Annotated in this window: 13 protein-coding genes; 5 read left to right on the top strand and 8 right to left on the bottom strand. The window is 57.0% G+C overall.

The features are described from left to right. The first annotated feature begins 131 nt into the window (after nt 1-131). Nucleotides 132-869 (top strand): FadR/GntR family transcriptional regulator, encoded by a 738-nt coding sequence (locus AU11_RS05210; RefSeq protein WP_043316993.1) that lies wholly within the window; start codon nt 132-134, stop codon nt 867-869. A gap of 118 nt (nt 870-987) precedes the next feature. Continuing rightward, a complete protein-coding gene (locus tag AU11_RS05205) occupies nt 988-1,731 on the top strand; it encodes a FadR/GntR family transcriptional regulator (RefSeq protein ID WP_043318228.1) in 744 nt (247 codons plus the stop codon). A gap of 76 nt (nt 1,732-1,807) precedes the next feature. Here AU11_RS05205 and AU11_RS05200 read toward each other — a convergent pair whose 3' ends face one another. From AU11_RS05200 to AU11_RS05185, 4 genes are read right to left on the bottom strand one after another with little or no spacing between them, the layout of a single operon-like run. Further along, the gene (locus tag AU11_RS05200) at nt 1,808-4,072 is read right to left on the bottom strand and encodes a molybdopterin cofactor-binding domain-containing protein (protein ID WP_043316991.1); all 2,265 of its coding nucleotides are present in this window, start codon (nt 4,070-4,072) and stop codon (nt 1,808-1,810) included. Further along, the gene (locus AU11_RS05195; protein WP_051686970.1) at nt 4,065-4,544 is read right to left on the bottom strand and encodes a (2Fe-2S)-binding protein; all 480 of its coding nucleotides are present in this window, start codon (nt 4,542-4,544) and stop codon (nt 4,065-4,067) included. The genes AU11_RS05200 and AU11_RS05195 overlap by 8 nt, the downstream gene beginning before the upstream one ends. Further along, a complete protein-coding gene (locus AU11_RS05190) occupies nt 4,532-5,203 on the bottom strand; it encodes an NTP transferase domain-containing protein (RefSeq protein ID WP_043316989.1) in 672 nt (223 codons plus the stop codon). The genes AU11_RS05195 and AU11_RS05190 overlap by 13 nt, the downstream gene beginning before the upstream one ends. Further along, nucleotides 5,200-6,300 (bottom strand): XdhC family protein, encoded by a 1,101-nt coding sequence (locus AU11_RS05185; RefSeq protein WP_051686969.1) that lies wholly within the window; start codon nt 6,298-6,300, stop codon nt 5,200-5,202. Before AU11_RS05185 ends, AU11_RS05190 begins: the two co-directional genes overlap by 4 nt. Nucleotides 6,301-6,590: 290 nt before the next feature. On the opposite strand from AU11_RS05185, the gene AU11_RS05180 reads away from it, so the two are divergent. From AU11_RS05180 to AU11_RS05170, 3 genes are all read left to right on the top strand, one after another. Continuing rightward, nucleotides 6,591-8,135: a sulfatase-like hydrolase/transferase gene (locus AU11_RS05180; protein ID WP_043316988.1), complete on the top strand. Its 1,545-nt coding sequence runs from the start codon at nt 6,591-6,593 to the stop codon at nt 8,133-8,135. 27 nt (nt 8,136-8,162) lie between these two features. Beyond that, complete coding sequence (locus AU11_RS05175) at nt 8,163-9,605, top strand: sulfatase-like hydrolase/transferase (RefSeq protein WP_043316985.1); 1,443 nt, start codon at nt 8,163-8,165, stop codon at nt 9,603-9,605. 81 nt (nt 9,606-9,686) lie between these two features. Then, nucleotides 9,687-11,588: a VCBS repeat-containing protein gene (locus AU11_RS05170; protein WP_081847942.1), complete on the top strand. Its 1,902-nt coding sequence runs from the start codon at nt 9,687-9,689 to the stop codon at nt 11,586-11,588. Between the two features lie 85 nt (nt 11,589-11,673). On the opposite strand, the gene AU11_RS05165 is transcribed toward AU11_RS05170, so the two are convergent. From AU11_RS05165 to AU11_RS05150, 4 genes are all read right to left on the bottom strand, one after another. Further along, on the bottom strand, nt 11,674-13,134 hold the full coding sequence (locus AU11_RS05165) for an aldehyde dehydrogenase family protein (RefSeq protein WP_043316983.1): 1,461 nt from the start codon (nt 13,132-13,134) through the stop codon (nt 11,674-11,676). Between the two features lie 69 nt (nt 13,135-13,203). Then, complete coding sequence (locus AU11_RS05160) at nt 13,204-13,998, bottom strand: enoyl-CoA hydratase/isomerase family protein (RefSeq protein WP_043316981.1); 795 nt, start codon at nt 13,996-13,998, stop codon at nt 13,204-13,206. Between the two features lie 32 nt (nt 13,999-14,030). Further along, nucleotides 14,031-15,185 (bottom strand): CaiB/BaiF CoA-transferase family protein, encoded by a 1,155-nt coding sequence (locus AU11_RS05155; RefSeq protein ID WP_043316979.1) that lies wholly within the window; start codon nt 15,183-15,185, stop codon nt 14,031-14,033. Continuing rightward, nucleotides 15,182-16,381 (bottom strand): CaiB/BaiF CoA-transferase family protein, encoded by a 1,200-nt coding sequence (locus AU11_RS05150; RefSeq protein WP_043316978.1) that lies wholly within the window; start codon nt 16,379-16,381, stop codon nt 15,182-15,184. Before AU11_RS05150 ends, AU11_RS05155 begins: the two co-directional genes overlap by 4 nt. Nucleotides 16,382-16,388 lie beyond the last annotated feature (7 nt).

Here is a 16,388-nt window from a genome sequence, read left to right as displayed (position 1 = left end):
GAGAGGTGGTCTCGAACGTTATTACGTTTATCTTCACGAAATGAGACCAAAAGTCTCTTTTCGTGAAAAGGACTACGCGGATCAAGAATATTCTGTTGTCCACTTAAAGGTATAATGTTTAAATAGATTCCATGAGTGAGTTAATCTATTACGACCTGAAGCGCGCCCCCACCATGTCGCCGAGTCTGTCCGTCCAGGTGGCGCGTGAGCTTGGTCGGAGAATCGTTTCCGGTGCTTTCGAGCCGGGGAGCCTTATTGATGATGAGGCGGCTCTCGCGGAGCGCTATCAGGTAAGTCGGGTGGTGGTACGCGATGCGGTAAAGATTCTGGTAGGGAAGGGCCTGCTGGACGTTCGCCGTGGGATCGGCACCAAAGTGCGGCCGCGTAACCAGTGGATCCTATTGGATGACGATGTACTGGCCTGGCACCTTTCCGCGCCCCCCAATCCCGCGTTTCTCAAACAGTTAATGGAAATTCGTCTGGCGTTTGAGCCTAAAGCGTCCCGCTGGGCCGCGGAGCGGGCAACGCCAGAAGATCTCGCAGAAATTGAAGCGGCCTGCAACCGGATGGCGGAAGAGCGCGGTTCTGCAGAAGACTTTGTTATTGCAGACTCGATGTTTCACCGTGCCATCATCAAGGCCGCACGCAACAGCATTTTGACGGCGATGGAAGGGGTGATTTACTCGGCTCTGCTGGTGAGTATTCGCGTAACCAACAAAGATCCGCGTGAGAATGGGGCCTCGGTGCCATTCCACCGGGAAGTGTACGAAGCCATTGCCGCTGGTGATGGCGACAAGGCCGAGCGGCTCACTGATAACCTGCTCCGGGATACCAGTCGGCGGTTAAGCCTGGAGGAGAGTGCGGCTTGATCGCTTTTTAAACAATTCGACTGAAAATCCCAGGTTTCCGATTTCCTGAAACGACCTGCCTGGCCTCCTGCCGACAAATCTATTGGCAAGTTCTACATGCTATGTTTATATGCGTCGCATGAGTGAACTTCTTTATTACGATCTTAAACGCTCGGTGTCCATGTCGCCGAGCCTCTCCGTTCAGGTGGCTCGCGAGTTGGGCCGCCGCATCGTTGCCGGTGCCATCGACCCGGATACCCTGTTGGACGAAGAAAACACCCTGGCCGAGCGCTTCAAGGTCAGCCGGGTGGTGATCCGTGATGCGGTCAAGATTCTTGTCAGCAAGGGGATGTTGGATGTACGGCGGGGAATCGGCACTCGAGTGCGTCCGCGCAACGACTGGAATTTGCTGGATGACGATGTGCTGGCATGGCACTTGTCAGCGCCCCCCAGCCGTGAATTTCTTATGCAGCTGCTGGAAATTCGCCTGGCGTTTGAGCCCAAGGCGGCACGCTGGGCGGCAGAGCGCGGCAGTAAAGAAGATATCGAAGCGATCAAGGAAGCCTGTGATCGTATGGAAGCCGCCGTTGCTTCCTCGGAAAACTTTGTGGTGGCGGATGCCCTGTTCCATAAAGCGATTCTTCACGCTGCCAATAACGAGATTCTGACCGCAATCGAGGGTGTGATTTATTCAGCGCTGCTGGTGAGCATCAAGATCACCAACCAGACTCAGGAGAGTAACCTCAAGTCTATTCCATTTCACCGCAGCCTCTACCAGGCTATTGCTGCCGGCAAGGCAGAAAAGGCGGAGAAAATGGCGGGGGATCTGCTGGGAGATGCGGCTGAGCGTTTGCGCAAGGAAATAGAGGCTGGCAAAGAGTAATTGCTGAGCGGATATGATGAAAGCGCCTGTCTGCCGAGCGGCCCTACGAGGCGCCGCTCGGCAGACAGGCGTTTTTTTATGCGAGCGACATATGCATGTTGACCGGCAGATCGCGGATGCGCTCGCCGCAGGCGGCATAGATCGCATTGGTGATACTCGGAGCCACCGGCGGTACCCCCGGTTCACCGACCCCCGCGGGCGGTTGATCGGAGGTGAGCAGGTGTACATGTAACGCCGGGCACTGCTGCATGCGCAATAATGGGTAATCGTGGAAGTTGCTGTTTTTCACGGCACCATTTTCCATGGTGACTTCCCCCATCAGTGCCAGGCTCAGGCCAAAGATCATCGCGCCTTCCATCTGTGCATTGACGCGATCCGGGTTCACCGCGAGGCCCACGTCGGCAACGCAGTGCATTTCCGCAACCCTGAGTTTATCGCCCTGTACCTCTACCCGTGTGGCAATGCCGACGTAGGAGAGGAAGCTGCGGTGCACCGCAATGCCCCAGCCTTCACCCTTGCCATTGTTGAGCGAAAAGTCCGCTTTGGCTGCGGTCTCTTTTACCACCCGTTTCAGGCGAGCAGTGTCAACCGGGCTGTCTTTCAGCTGCGCGCCGTAGTTGCCGTATTTGAAGTCTTCCTGATTTGGATTGACATATCGGTCCTTGCCGATCAGCTCCAACAAAAAGGCATCTGGGGTCTGGCCTGACAGGTGTGCCAGTTCATCGGCGAAGCTGCAAATCCCAAACGCGTTCTGGATATTGGCGACTGAGCGCATCCAGCCGATGCGGGTATGGTATTCGGCCACGGCGGTTTCGCAGGTGCGATTGGGGATGTCGAAGGCCAGGTCGGCAAAACCGAGGCTCAGTTCACCGGCAGAGGGGTGATCGACACCTGCGGAAAAAGTGCCGCTGATGGATGGGAAAGCGGTGCGCTGGCGCCACGCGGAAACCAGTCCGTCGCTGTTCAGGCCCGCTTCAAAGTAGGCGGCGCTGGCAGCGTGGTAATAGCTGTGACGGATGTCGTCTTCGCGGCTCCACACCACTTTGACCGGGCGCTGCATTTTGCGGGCGAGTACCGCGGCTTCAACCGCAAAGTCCGGTTTGGACTTGCGCCCGAAACCGCCGCCGAGCAGGGTGACGTTTACCTTCACCTGCTCCGGCTTCAGCCCGAGCGCTTTGGCTACATTCTGCTGGGCGGATTGCGGCGTTTGGGTGCAGGCCCAGATTTCACAGCTGTTTTCGCCAACCACAGCGGTGGCGCTAGGGGGCTCCATGGCGGCGTGGGTCAGGTACGGGACCGAGTAGGTCGCGCTGTGGTGTCGTTCGGATTTCGCCAGCTCAGTGTCCGTATCGCCGTAGGCAGTCACGGTTTTACCCGGTTTGGCCACGCGTTGCTTGAGAGTGTCGATATACTCCGTGCTGTTGTGGTCGGAATGTGGGCTGTCGCTCCAGGTGATTTCCAGCGCTTTGCGGCCTTTCAGCGCGGCCCAGGTATTGGTTGCCAGCACCGCGACACCGGCGAGTGGGTGAAACAGTGGTGGCAGCTGCCCACCATCCATGGTCTCAATCGCGACCACATCTTTTACCGCGCGGGCTTTATCCTGTTTCACACTGGCGACGGTGCTGCCGAGAACCGGAGCCCGTTCGATGCTGGCAATCAGCATATTTTCCAGTTGGATGTCCTGCCCGTATTGGCCCTTGCCGACAACCATATCCGGCGTGTCATAGGTAGCGACCGGTTTGCCGATGTAGTTGAAGTCTTCACTGCTTTTCAGTTTCAGCGCACTGGCTTCTGGCACCGGTTGTGAGGCGGCCAGTTCCGCCAGCTCACCAAAGCGGATGGAGCGCCCGCTGTCTTTATGGTGGACCCGGTGCTGTAGTGCCTGACAGCTGGCGACGGGGACAGTCCACAGCTGTGCGGCGGCGGCCTCCAACATATGGCGAGCGCTGGCGCCCATGGTGCGCATGGTGTGGTAGAAGTTGCGGATACTGCGCGAGCCGTCGGTGTTCTGGCTGCCGTAGCGTTTATCGGCGAGCCCTTGGATTACGTTGACTTTTTCCCAGTCCGCTTCCATTTCGTCCGCCACAATCTGTGGCAGGCCGGTACGGATACCCTGGCCCATTTCCGAGCGGTGGCAGACGATGGATACGGTATCGTCCGGGGCAATGCTGACAAACAGATTGAGGGTGTGTTCGCTATCGCTGGCATTGTCGGCATCCGCCCATACCGGCTGCGCGCCAGTAAATCCGCTTCCCAGAATCAGGCCGCCGCTGCCAATACCCGCCAGTTGCAGGAATTTGCGGCGGCTGACTACAGAAATACGAGAGTCCTGTTTACGCATTGGTGTTGCTCCCTTTCGCCGGATACGCGAGTGCCGCGTCTTTAATCGCGGTTTTGATGCGCGGGTAGGTGCCGCAGCGGCACAGGTTGCCGCTCATGGCGCTGTCGATTTCCTGTTCCGTTGGGTTCGGATTATTGGCGAGCAGCGCTGCCGCAGACATCAGCTGGCCACTCTGGCAGTAGCCACACTGGGGAACATTGTGCTTGATCCATGCCTGTTGCAGAGGGTGATTCCCGGCTTCGCTCAGGCCTTCTATGGTAGTAATAGTTGCCCCTTTGGCGGCGGATACCGGTGTCAGGCAGGCGCGCGCGGGGTTGCCATTGATATGAATCGTGCAGGCGCCGCACAGACCTGCCCCACAGCCGAACTTGGTGCCGGTCAGTTTCAGCTCATCGCGCAGTGCCCAGAGCAGAGGCATATCCTCGTCCACGTCCACCTGGTGAATTTTTCCGTTGATGGTTAATTCCATAATGCGTCTCCACTATTTTCAGGGCGCGTCTGAGGTTCGGTCTGATGCCCGGTCAGGGGTTCCGTTAATTCATGTTGGGTGTTTTGCCAGCGCTGCCAGTCTTCAGGTGTATCAATATCGATAGCCGCGCTGGGCATGGGGATGGTGTGCAGTGAGTTGGCGTTCGCTTCGAGCAGTGCCTTCGCCCCTCTGTCACCGTCGAGTTCACGCAACGCCGGAAACAGACTGCGAGGGAAAACTGCCGGTACACCCGGCGCATGCTGGTAATGCGCGCAGACCACCTTATCTGTCTGCTGCCGCCACCGCCGGTGCAATTGCGCAATCTCTTCATTGCTTACTGCAACCTGATCCCCGAGCAGCAGCAATACTGCGCGGGCGTTTTCCGGCACACAGCCCATGGCGAAAGCAATACTCGAGCCAAGGCCCTGGTGCCAGTTATGGTGGTGTTTAAGGTTTAGGTGGGGGTGCATCTGTTCGATGGCATTGTGCCAGGCGCCGGTGACAATCAATGGGTTACTGAGCCCGGCCTCGAGCACCGCGTCCACCCTGTGCTGTAGCAGCGACTTTCCTCCCTGCACTAGCAGGTGCTTGCAGTCACCAAACCGCTGTGCGGCGCCTGCGGCGAGAATGACGGTGGTCAATTCGTGGCGCGCACTGCTCATGACCACTCCTGCAGTGAGGGGATTGAGCTCATGTCCTGGCGAGTCTGTGTTGATGGGGTGCTGAGTGCTGCCGCGGATTTACCGTGCAGCACGCTGTGAATTTCCGCGCAGGTCGCCAAGGCAATACTTTCTGGTAATTCTCCCCCCAGATCCAGGCCAATGGGGGCACGCAATACGCCCCGAATCAGCTTTTGCTGTTTTTCAGAAGAGAGTCCGCTTTGCGCCAGTACGCGATCCCGGCGGCTGATTGGACCAAGCAGCCCCAGGTAGCGCAGTGGGTACTGGTGCAGCAGACGTATGGCGGCGGCATCCAGGTTCAGGTTGTGGCTCATCGCCACGGCTGCGTCGATGCTGGTGAGATCCAGCGTTTCCGGCAGCGCGTCGGGGTGGCAGCGGTAGCTTATACAATTGGGAAAATAGGCGGGTCGTGCATTGGCCGGACGCGGATCGCACAGACTGACCTGCCAGCCCTGGGCGTTGAACTGCTGTGCCATTGGCCGGGCGTCAATGCCTCCGCCCACGATCAGCACGTGCGGAGCGGGGAATAGGGGGGTGTTCAGCCAAAGGGTGCCGTCCTTTTCCGCCAGAATCGGCCGTTGTGACGGAAAACCTGACTTCTCAGCCTTGCTGTGGAGTGGTTGCAGTTCGGTACAGGTTTCACCATTTACAGGGATCTGCTGGCGGAAAACCACCGCCTGTCTTTGCTTTAGCTGGTTTCTCAGTTCCGCCAGCTGCAGGTAGTTGTTCTCCGCGGTAATAGGCTGCAGCAGTATTTCGACTTCGCCCCCGCAGCCGATGCCCAGCTGGAAGGCCACATCGTCCTCATCGCTGCCATCGTAGCGGATGGTGGCCGCCTTTCCGGTGCGCAGCGCCTTCAGCGCATGCCTTTGAATGTCAGATTCCAGACAGCCGCCGCTGAGCAGCCCGTAATGCCGGCCAAGGTCGTCACATAACATCATTGAGCCCGCCTTGCGGTAACTGGGCCCGCGAGTCCGATACACGGTGCCCAGTACCCAGCCACGGCTGTCCCGGTTAGTAAACCAGAGGTCCAGCAGTGTGCTCAGGTGGTTTGCAGGTGCCTCATGGAGGTCATGCATGGTGAGTAATCCGCGGTTTTTATTCTGAAATCAGCGGTGTATAGCGTAGCCCTGCTGAGGGCGCCGAGTCAGCCGCACCACTTTACCCTAACACGGCACACGGTTATTGCCTGCCCGAATCCGTCGAAGTGACGCTGTAGGCCGACCGCAGCAAGGCAAGAACCACTTGCACGAAAACATCATATGTTTATATTATTTCTATCTTGGATGTTCAAGCGTGACTTTCAGCTCTTATGTGCAAAGACCTGAGAAACCCCGCTGTTGATAAAAATAAAGTTCGGGTGGACTTAATGAATAAATTGCTAGCAGGGGTGTTCGCCTGTGTACTCGCGGGCGCAACCTCCGCAGTCGCAACTCCCTCGGAAGCGGGATCAGCCAGGCGTGACCGTGAAAACGTATTGATCCTGATGTTCGACGACATGCGGTTCGATACCTTCTCCTACCGCGATGGTCCTGTATCTACGCCGAATATCGATTCCCTCGCCGAGCAAAGCGTGCGCTTTGACAATGCCATGACCACCACCGGACTGTGCTCTCCCTCCCGTGCCGCTATGTTTACCGGCCGTTGGGGACACAGAACCGGGCTGGACGATAACGTCGGCCTGTATCACTCCCGTCTCTCTGAGCTTGACCTGTCCGAAGGTGGCCTGATTGCCCGCGCCAAGGAAGCTGGCTACTTCGTCGGTTACGTGGGCAAATGGCACCTGGGCCCGCAGGGGGTTCGCCTGCGTGGTGCAGACTACACCGCAGAAATCAAGGAAGCGGACTGGTCCCGTAGTATGCGCCAGCTGACGCCTTATGGTATCCAGAAAAATATTGCCAGATACAAGGCCGCAGCCAATGCACCGGAAGGCGAAAAAGCGGACTATTTCAATGGTGAGAAGGTCGAGTACTTCCAGACTCTGCCTGGAACCTACCAAGACACCAGCACTTACAAAAAAGTAAAAGCGGGCCAGGACCTGCTGCGCAAAGCGGCCAAAGAAAAACGGCCCTTTTTCGGGGTAATCAGCTTCGATCAGCCGCACCCGCCGTACCGTGTACCGGAGCCTTACGCCAGTATGTTCGCTCCTGAAACCCTGACACTACCGGCCAACCACCTGAGCAAACGGGTGAACAAACCCATGTCCCAGGACGAACCGTTCTGGCCCTGGCACGACGTCAGTCACCTGAGTGATGGGGAGTGGCTGAAAATGCGCGCTTACTACTACGGCGCCATGGCGATGATCGACCGCGCAGTGGGTGAAATCCTCGAAACCGCAAAACAAACCGGCCTTTACGAAAATCTGCATATCGTGTTTGTTGGTGACCAGGGCAGCATGCTCGGCGAGCACGGCTTGTATGACAAAGGCCCCTACGCCTACGACGAACTGATGCGTATGCCGCTGATGATTCGCAGTCCCAAAGTGCAACCGAAATCCGTCACCCGTCAGGTCTCCATGCTGGATATTACCCCGACCCTGGCAGAGCTCATGCGGTTGCCGGAAGACGGCGTTCAGGACGGGCGCTCCTTGCGTGCATTGATGGACAAGGGTGACGTTGCCGACAAGGGACGCAAGGACACCGTGCTCTACGCATACGAGTGGTACAACGGCGGCTGGTTCGGCATTCGCGCGCTGCGTACGCCGGATATGAAATTCGTGTGGAACCCCGGTGATGCCCGCGACGAACTCTATGACCTGCGCAAAGACCCGATTGAAATAAACAACCTGTTCGACAAGCCGAAGTACCGCGACCAGCTGGTACATATGGCGCGTCTGATGCGTGAAGAGCTGGAAAGGACAGAAGACCCGGTACTGTCCCGGTTTGATTTACAGATGAAAGATCTCCTCAAATAAAATTCGGGAAATAGAAGCGAGAGAAGTATGGATGTGTTGAGAACACTGGCGGTAACGCTATTGAGTCTGGCGGCAGGTGGTGCTTTTGCGGCTACCGCAGAGAAGATCGACAAACCCAACATTGTGGTAGTTCTTGCAGATGATCTGGGTTACGCAGATGTTGGCTTTAATGGCTCGAAAGACATTGTTACACCGAATCTGGACAAACTTGCCAGCGAGGGCATGACCTTCAATGAGGCCTATACCGCACACCCATTTTGCGGGCCAAGCCGGGCGGCACTGATGACCGGCCGCTATCCCCACAAGATCGGCTCTCAGTTCAATTTACCAGTCCGCGGTTCTTTTGTGGGGATTCCTACGGAAGATAAGTTCGTCAGCAAAGTGTTACAGGAAAATGGCTACTTCACCGGGGCAGTGGGCAAATGGCACCTGGGAGAGGCGCCGGAATACCATCCCAATCGACGCGGCTTTGACGAGTTTTACGGCTTTCTGGGTGGGGGGCACAACTACTTCCCCGAGCTGTTCAAAAAACTATATGCCAATCAGAAAGCACAGGGACTCACCAATATTGATCCCTACATCAGACCGCTTGAACATAATGGCAAGGAAGTAGAAGAGAACGAATACATCACCGATGCCCTTTCCCGCGAGGGCGTCAATTTTGTGCGCAAAGCCGCAGAAACCGGCAAGCCGTTTTTCCTGTACCTGGCCTACAACGCGCCCCATTCACCACTGCAAGCCAAGCAGGAAGATATGGCGAAGTTTCCCGATATCAAGGACAAAGATCGCAGGACCTACGCCGGCATGGTGTACGCCATGGATCGCGGTGTTGGCGAGCTGGTGGACACACTCAAGAGTACCGGGCAGCTGGACAACACCCTGATCGTTTTCTTTAGCGATAACGGCGGTGATAAAAGATATGGTGCCAACAACGATCCGCTGAGAGAGGGGAAGGGCAGTGTATTTGAGGGTGGATTCCGCACGCCAATGGTGATGCACTGGCCGAAACAGATCAAAGCGGGTTCGCGCTTTGAACACCCGGTCAAAGCATTGGACCTGTTCCCGACCTTCGCAAGTTTAGCCGGTGCGGAGCTTGAACCGGGAAATAAGCTCGATGGAAAAAACCTGGTCCCGTTCCTGAAATCCGGCGAGGCGCCGCACAAGGATGAGCTAATTTTTGCCCTGCGCCACCGCGGCAGCTATAGCGATGCCGCAGTGCGCCGCAATGAGTGGAAGGCGGTCAAGGTGGGGGAGAACACTCCGTGGAAGCTGTTCAATATCGAACAGGACAAAGAAGAAACACGTGATCTTGCCGACAAGCACCCACTGATGCTGCGTGACATGGTGCGCGAGATGGAGGTGTGGTCATGGGATAACGCACAGCCCGGCTGGTTCCATATCCACAAAGAAGGCGCCCTGTGGCGTCAACACGGTATGCCACGGTTTGATAAAACCTTTTCCACGGATTGAACTTTCAGAAATTATCTGTAAATCATCAGTTTTCTCGGCCGCCCAAGTACTTTCGGTGGCCGATTTTTTAGGCTTCCTACTATGAGTCCAATGGTTCCAAAGATGTGTCTGGCTGCGATGCTGGTTGCAATTTCCTCCGTTAGCCTGTTGGGCTGTGAGCACCGCACGGCTGGAGCCGTACCAGTTAATGACGGCATACGGTTTGCAGCGGTAAAAACTGGCTATTTTGGCGAGCAGAAAAACCAGCGGAAGTGGGGTGCTCCGGCCGTGGCGGATCTCGATCAAGATAGTTGGCCAGATCTGATTCTGAATGATCATGGCTTCGGTGTGCGGATACTCTGGAATAACGCCGGAAATTTTGGACAGCCCTATGATCTCCTGATGGGAGACTCTCACGGTGTATCGGTCGCCGATTTTGACCAGGACGGCGCGTTGGAAATCATCGTATCCCGCGGTGGCGGCTCTGGCTCGAATGCACGCAACTCGGTCATTTACCGGGTGGATGACGAGCGTAACTTTGAACGCCTAGAAGATTTCCCCGAACCGCTGATACATATGCGCGGTCGCACTGTGCAATTCACCGACCTGGACCACGACGGCGCGGCGGACCTATTGAACTTTGCGTTTCCTTCCAAAGAAAAACGCGGTGAGAGCGAAAACTACCTGTATCGCAATACACACAATGGCACCCTTGAGTTAGCCGGCCGCCTGAATGCCAGGGTGCATGGCGATGGGCAGCGAACCCTGATTACCGATATCGACGGCGATGGTCAGCAGGATCTTCTACTGTATGGCCATGGCCCCATCTCATTGCATCGCGGCCAGGGCGATTTTGACTTTGAAGAAGTGACGAAACAGTGGCTACCGGCTAATTATCGGGATGTTACCAGTGCAGTAGAAATCGACTTCGATAACGACGGCGACTTCGATATCGTTTTGAGCCGGGCAAATCCCTTTGAAAGCGGTGAAACCTTTTACGATGAAGAAACCGGAACCTGGGGATTCTATGTGCGCCGCGATACTTTCGAGTTCGATCTGGCGGCAGGTGACGTTCTAAAGTTGGTCAATTACCAGAGCCCCTGGCCGCACCGTCAGATCTACATCGGTGAATCTGCCTATCAATACAAATTTCCCGGTGAAACCCACAGTGGTAAAACACTTGATCTGATTAATAGCGATTCCCTTGGCTGGCCCGATCACCAGCAGGAGCAGGGGTTACACGCCGGTTATATCGGCAATAGTAACTGGCGAATCGGAGGCAAAATCTGGTCTCCTACCGCCGGTGTGGTAAAGGGGTTGGCAGAGAACCCGAGCCCGCAAAGCAATAGACACAAAGATGCACTGAGCAACGTACTTCTGGAAAATCGCGATGGCACATTCGTGGATGTTACTGCGCAGGCCGGCCTGGATGCTCCGTCTAACAGCACCGGTGCGGTAGTCGCGGATTTTGATAACGACGGCTACTTGGACCTGTTCTTCGTACAGCGCGGCAACCTGGTAACCCCCACTCAATCCAGTATTTACCGCAACAAGGGCAACGGAACCTTCGAGATAGCGCACAACCATCAAGTGGTCTCAAACGACCTAGGCTCCTGGGGCCTCGGTGGTGTTGCCCTGGACTTTGATCGGGACGGAAAACAGGACTTGCTGTATGCCAACGAGCACGGCCAGTGGCACCTGTTCAGAAATGAGACCGAGAAGGTTGGAGAGTCTCTTGTCATCGATCTGGGCGAAGGTAAATCACCTGACTTCACCCCGCTCGATGGCATCCTGCAATTAAGCGCGTGTGGTCAAACGCAAACCCGGCGGGTTGGTATTGGCAACGCCGGCTACGAGCGTGGTTACAACCGATATGTCTATTTCGGCCTGGCAGGCTGTTCAGAGCCCAGGCAATTGAGTGCGACCTGGACCAACGGGGAAACAGTAACGCAAATCGTTGAGCCGGCCGGCACCACCAAGGTGTCCCTGCTCGCATTTCCTTAGCAGTGCTCAGGTGGGCTTTACAATCGCGATCAGGAATTCTCCTGACCGCTGAGCTCTGGGGCCGTGGGTCATTTGTGTATATAGGTTAATTGTAATTTAAGTATACCGCGCGTTTTTGAAGGTAGCCTTCGATACCGTAGATGCCGTCCTCACCACCAATACCGCTGCGCTTGTGGCCGGAGTGGTAGCCCTGGATATAGCCGACGATCTGTTTGTTTACGAATACGGTGCCTACTTCCAGGCGGCTGATGCCGTCCATAATTACCCGGTAATCGTTGCTCCACAGGTAGCAGCTGAGGCCATCGTTGCGGCGGTTGGTGATTTCTACCGCTTCATCAAAGGATTTAATTTTGACGATGGGCAGTACCGGGCCGAAGATTTCTTCCCGCGCAGCGGCCATATCCGCGGTCACGTCGGTGAGTACAGTAGGCTGGTACCAGTTGCCGTGTTCAAACTCTGCGCCTTCCGGGCGGGCACCGCCGCAGGCGAGGGTGGCGCCGGCATTGATGGTTTCCTGCACGATGGAGTCCACGCGGTCCAGACCCTGGGCAGTGACCGATGGGCCCATGCTGGGGTTGTCCATGGGGTTGCCTACTGTTAGCGCTTTTACATTTTCCAGTACCTTGCGGGTGAATTCATCCGCGACCTTTTCGTGCACCAGCACCAGCTCGGCACAGATACATACCTGCCCGCAGTTGGCGTAGCGGGAGATGACCACCGCATCCACGGCCTTGTCGATGTCCGCATCGTCGAGCACGATAAACGAGGCCTTGCCCCCCAGTTCCAGAGAGACTGCGGTGACGTTCTCCGCAACTGCGCGGCAGATGGCCTGGCCCGCACGGATGCTGCCGGTGAGGGTGACCAGTTGGGTAATGGGGCTTTTTACCAGGTGCTCGCCCACGGCGATTCCGCTGCCGCTGATGATGTTGATCACCCCCTTGGGGATTCCCGCTTCTTCCACCGCTTTGGCAAATTCCATGGCGGTCACCGGGGTGGCCTCGTGGGGTTTTACGATCATGGTGTTGCCGGTGACCAGTGCCGGGCCTACCTTGCGGCCGATCAGGGCCAGTGGGTAGTTAAATGCACACAGGCCGACGGTCACACCGTAGGGGACCTTCTGAATCCACAGCTGTTCGCCGGCATTGTCTGAGGGGAAGATGTTGCCCTCGATACGGCGTGCCGCTTCGGCGGAATAGGTGAGGTAGTTCAGCGTATCGTCGAACTCGCCGTAGGCCTCGGCCAGGGTTTTGCCCTGTTCCAGTACCAGCAGTTTGGCAAACAGGTCGCGCTTGGGTTTGAGGGCTTCAATCAGGTTGAACAGGTGGCGGCCGCGCTCGATGGCGGGGAGCATTTTCCAGCTCTGCAGTGCCGCCTGCGAGGAGGCGAGGGCGGTGTCAGCCTGTGCCAGGGTGCAGTCCGGGACACTGGCAAATACTTTGCCGTTCGCGGGATTTTCCACCGGGAGCTTACTATCACTGTCGACCCATTCACCGTCGATATAACACTGGTAATGTTGTTGGGCGGTTTCCGCTATCTGTGTACTCATCATCTTCTCCGTCGCATTTTTTGTTTGTTGTTCGGTCGAGTCTGTTGGTTTGGTGCTACCGGTCGGACGCTACTGATTAAATACTGGTACGCGTTTTTCAACGAAGGCTTTCAGTCCCTCCACCGCATCTGCGGTTTCATAGAGAGAATCTGCCAGCTCCGCCTCCAGAGCGAGGCCGCGATCCAGCGGCAGGGAACTGCCTTCACGCAGTGCACGCTTGGTGGCCGCGATGGCGCGGCCGGGACCGCGGGCGATTTCTTCGGCAAACTCGGCGGTGCCGGCAGCCAGGGATTCCGCGCTGTAAACTCCGTCCAGCAAACCCAGCTCCTGGGCCTGGGCGAGCCCGAAGGTGTCCCCGGTAAGCAGGATCTCCATGGCGGCGCGGCGGCCGATCCGGCGGACCAGACGCTGGGTGCCGCCATTGCCGGGGATCAGCCCCAATTTGATTTCCGGCAGGCCGAAGCGGTAGTTGCCTTCTGCCGCGAAAATAAAATCGCAGGCCATGGCAATTTCCAGGCCGCCTCCGAGGCAGTGGCCGGCGACTTCGGCAATATAAATCTTGCTGCTGTTCTCAATGGCGTTGGCGTTCTCCCGTGCTGCGGCGACCAGGGCGAGGTTTTGCTGTACGCTGTTGCTTTCAAACACTTTGATATCGGCGCCGGCACAGAAAAATTTCGGCAGCGCGCTGTTGATCACCACCACGCGTACGCTGTCGTCCTGTTCCAGGGTGCGAATGACAATGCCGATTTCCCGCAGGAATGACTCGTGATAGGCATTCGCTGGCGCTAGCTGTAAAGTAATATGGGCCACCCCGGGGGTAGACTTTGATAGCGAAACATTCGATTGCGAATGGCGCTCATTCATGACCGGTTCCTCTCATTTTCACTTCTCATCTCTCATTTTTTGATTTCGTTATTGATGGCGCGCTGGTGTTGTCCCAGTTTCGGCGCTGGATGGCTTCCCCACAGGAATTGATCGTCGATGCGAATGGGGCAGCGGCTGGTGGTCAACCGGCTGCCACCAGACATGGGCAGGGATTGCAGCATGTCGAGGGTTTTGAAACCGTCGTGTGCCAACAGTTGATTCCAGTCGAGTACCTCCGCACACCAGATATCCGCCGGTTCCAGTAGCGAGAGCCAGTGCGCGGTTGTCTGGGAGGGGAGGTGATCTGCAAGAATCTGCTTGATGGCATCCCGCTCGGTAAAGGCGAGGGTCGGGTCGCAGTAGGGCAGTAGTGCGGGGCAGTCGAGCAGTCGCGCAAGGTCTTCCACGCGGCCCATGGAGAGCGCGATGTAGCCGTTGTTGGTCTGGTAGAAACCGTAGGCGCCGGCCACCAGTGCATGGGCGCCATTGACGACGGCGCGCTCGATGGTTTGTTGCGGGTCCTGTAAGGCGATGGTGAGTGGCTCGAACTGAAAATCCAGCATGGCTTCGAGCATGCTGATCTGTACCAGGCTGCCTTTTTCAGTAAATTCGCGGGCAAAAGCGGCGGCGAGAATGCCCTGCACCAGCTGCGCGCCGGTAAAAATATCTGCAACCGGTACACCCATGGCTACCGGGCCATCGTCGCGGCTGCCGGACAGCCAGGTGAGGCCGGAGAGCGCCTGCAGCAGCAAATCCTGTCCGGGACGTTCGGCCCAGGGGCCGGTGTCGCCGTAGCCGGTAATTTCACCGTAAATAATGCGTGGGTTGATGGCTTTTACATGGTTGTAGTCGAGTTCCAGTCGCTGCATGACGCCGGGACGGAAATTGGCGATCAGGATGTCCGCTTTGCGGATCAACGTGTTGAGCTCTTCGCGCTCGGTCGGATCTTTCAGGTCGACACAGTAACTTTCCTTGTCGCGGTTGATGGCGTGGAACAGGGTAGATTCCCCCTCCAGCACGCAGTCGGAAAGGTACAGGTTACGGCCGTCTTCGCCGCGCTCCGGGCGCTCGATTTTGATTACTCGTGCACCCAGGTCCGCCAGGCGCAAAGCCGCAGAAGGACCGGACAGAAACTGGGAGAAGTCGAGTACCAGCATACCGGCGAGCGGTTTTTGGAACTGGCTCATTGTGCAGCCTCCCGCTGATTTGAACTTTCTAGCAAGCTGTTGCGAATATGATCGGTATCTTCACCCAGGCGTGGGGCGGCTTTAGCACTGGTAAAGCGCTGGCCGTTGATCCGCAGTGGGCAACGGGTGGTGTTTACGGTAACTGTACTTTTCTCAGATGAGCTGTGGTCAGCCGAGGAGGCGGGGCGGGAAACCTGCAGCTCCATGGCTACGGCCTTGAAGGCGGGGTGGTGGAGCAGCTGGTCATAATCCACCACTTCCGACGCCCAGATACCGGCGGCATTCAGGCGTGTCATCCAATGGTCGGTGGATTGGGTGCGCAGGTGTTCTGCCAGTACGGCTTTAATCGCGTCCCGCTGGCTGAAGGTTTCACTGTCACTTTTATTCAGGGCTGTGCACTGCAGTGCTTCGGCCAGCGGCCCGAGTGGCCCCATGGAAATGGCAATCCAGTGGTCGCTGGTTTGATAGATACCGTAGGGCGCGCCGAGAAATGCGTGGGCATTGGCAATCTCGCTACGGCTGGGTAGCTGGCGGCCGTTGTTCAGGTAGGTGGTGAGACCTTCGAACTGAAAATCCACCATGGACTCCAGCAGGCTCGTCTGCACTTTTGCGCCGATGCCGAGTTTTTTCCGGCGCACCAGGGCGGCGAGAATGCCCTGGGCGAGATGCGTTCCGCACAGCATATCAGCAATGGCGAGGCCTAGGGGTACCGGGCCGTCACTGTGATTACCGGAGAGCCAGCCCACGCCGGAAACCGCCTGTGCCAGCAAGTCCTGCCCGGGTTTGTGGACCCAGGGGCCTTCGTTGCCGTAACCGGAGACTTCTCCGTAAATAATCTGCGCATTGAGGGCTTTGACACTGGGATAGTCGAGGCCAATTTTTTCCATCACACCGGGGCGGAAGTTATGGGTCATCACATCCGTCTGCGCGATCAGTTCGCGTACCGTATTCAGGTCGTGCGGGTTTTTCAGGTCCGCACAAAATGATTCTTTATTGCGGTTAATGGTGTGGAACAGCAGGCTGTCGCCATCCACCCACAGGTCTTTGGTGGCGAGCCTGCGGCAGGCGTCACCGCTGCCGGGGCGCTCTACCTTTATCACGCGCGCGCCCAGATCGGCCAGGCGCAGGCCCGCGTAGGGGCCTGCCAGGTACTGGCTGAATTCGAGAACGGTTATGCCTTTTAACGGTTGCATCATAGGTTTC

The sequence above is a fragment of the Microbulbifer sp. HZ11 genome, from assembly GCF_000708675.1.
In the GTDB taxonomy this organism is placed as follows: domain Bacteria; phylum Pseudomonadota; class Gammaproteobacteria; order Pseudomonadales; family Cellvibrionaceae; genus Microbulbifer.
This window is presented reverse-complemented; position numbering and strand designations above follow the sequence as displayed.

What these genes read in the sequence shown, in the direction of transcription:
- AU11_RS05210 (WP_043316993.1), top strand. Translation starts at nt 132, where the DNA reads ATGAGTGAGTTAATCTATTACGACCTGAAGCGCGCCCCCACCATGTCG.
- AU11_RS05205 (WP_043318228.1), top strand. Translation starts at nt 988, where the DNA reads ATGAGTGAACTTCTTTATTACGATCTTAAACGCTCGGTGTCCATGTCG.
- AU11_RS05200 (WP_043316991.1), bottom strand. Translation starts at nt 4,072, where the DNA reads ATGCGTAAACAGGACTCTCGTATTTCTGTAGTCAGCCGCCGCAAATTC.
- AU11_RS05190 (WP_043316989.1), bottom strand. Translation starts at nt 5,203, where the DNA reads ATGAGCAGTGCGCGCCACGAATTGACCACCGTCATTCTCGCCGCAGGC.
- AU11_RS05185 (WP_051686969.1), bottom strand. Translation starts at nt 6,300, where the DNA reads ATGCATGACCTCCATGAGGCACCTGCAAACCACCTGAGCACACTGCTG.
- AU11_RS05180 (WP_043316988.1), top strand. Translation starts at nt 6,591, where the DNA reads ATGAATAAATTGCTAGCAGGGGTGTTCGCCTGTGTACTCGCGGGCGCA.
- AU11_RS05175 (WP_043316985.1), top strand. Translation starts at nt 8,163, where the DNA reads ATGGATGTGTTGAGAACACTGGCGGTAACGCTATTGAGTCTGGCGGCA.
- AU11_RS05170 (WP_081847942.1), top strand. Translation starts at nt 9,687, where the DNA reads ATGAGTCCAATGGTTCCAAAGATGTGTCTGGCTGCGATGCTGGTTGCA.
- AU11_RS05165 (WP_043316983.1), bottom strand. Translation starts at nt 13,134, where the DNA reads ATGAGTACACAGATAGCGGAAACCGCCCAACAACATTACCAGTGTTAT.
- AU11_RS05160 (WP_043316981.1), bottom strand. Translation starts at nt 13,998, where the DNA reads ATGAATGAGCGCCATTCGCAATCGAATGTTTCGCTATCAAAGTCTACC.
- AU11_RS05155 (WP_043316979.1), bottom strand. Translation starts at nt 15,185, where the DNA reads ATGAGCCAGTTCCAAAAACCGCTCGCCGGTATGCTGGTACTCGACTTC.
- AU11_RS05150 (WP_043316978.1), bottom strand. Translation starts at nt 16,381, where the DNA reads ATGATGCAACCGTTAAAAGGCATAACCGTTCTCGAATTCAGCCAGTAC.